Origin of the sequence: Vibrio thalassae (assembly GCF_900089835.1) — a bacterium.
Classification (GTDB): domain Bacteria; phylum Pseudomonadota; class Gammaproteobacteria; order Enterobacterales; family Vibrionaceae; genus Vibrio; species Vibrio thalassae.
Genome location: NZ_OANU01000106.1, coordinates 1 through 866 on the forward strand (window position 1 = coordinate 1; position 866 = coordinate 866).

1 pseudogene is annotated in these 866 nt (G+C 45.6%); it reads left to right on the forward strand.

What is annotated here, in order from left to right:
* Positions 1 to 832 (forward strand): annotated as a pseudogene (locus VTH8203_RS19565) (helix-turn-helix domain-containing protein); the annotation flags it as partial.
* Positions 833 to 866: the final 34 nt, after the last annotated feature.

Here is an 866-nt window from a genome sequence, read left to right on the forward strand (position 1 = left end):
AATTATTTTTGCCAACTCCCCCCAAGGAAAAGGTCGTATCGAACGCGCCTTCGATACGTTCCAAGATCGTCTCGTCCCTGAATTAAGACTGGCGGGGGTCTCCGATATGAATAGCGCAAATGACTACCTGCAAAACACTTTCATCCCTGACTATTGGGCGACAACCCTCACGGTCAACGCTAAGCAGGTGCGCTCGGAACATAGGCCCGTTCCGAAACACCTAAACCTCGATGCGATATGTATCCAAAAAGAATATCGAAAAATCCGTCGGGACCATACCTTCAGTTATGGTAATGCAATGTACCAAATTACCTCTCCGTTAAGGCACTCTATCGTGAGTCAACAAGTTGAGCTACGTAAGCAACTTGATGGTAACTTCACCGCTTACTTTGCTGACCGAGAGCTGTCCATTAAAGAGCTTGTTGAGCCTAGCTCTAGGAAAGAATACGGGGAAGAAGTTCAGAAAAAGCTCGATGCGATTGAACTTGCCAAGGAGTTAGGCAATGTGAGAGAAGCTGCTCGGCAAAGCGGTTGCTCTGTCAAAAGCATTCACAACAACCGTCAACTTCTCGAAGCACACGGTCCATTAGCTTTGAAACGTATGTATGGCCAACCAAGGCACAGTAACCGCATCGATGAGAAGACTCGAAATGTCGTCATCTCATTAACGCTCAAATTACCTCATCTAACATCGATCAGGATCAGTGGTGAGATGAGAAAGCGATTTAACATCTCGATTAGTCACTCAACAGTAAGGAGCATCTGGCTTGAAGAAAAGCTGAATACAAGAGAGTTACGGCAAGCTCGTGCCGAGGCATCAATTATCGAATAAGAGCAGAACTGTCAAGGTTGACTACTATTAATAA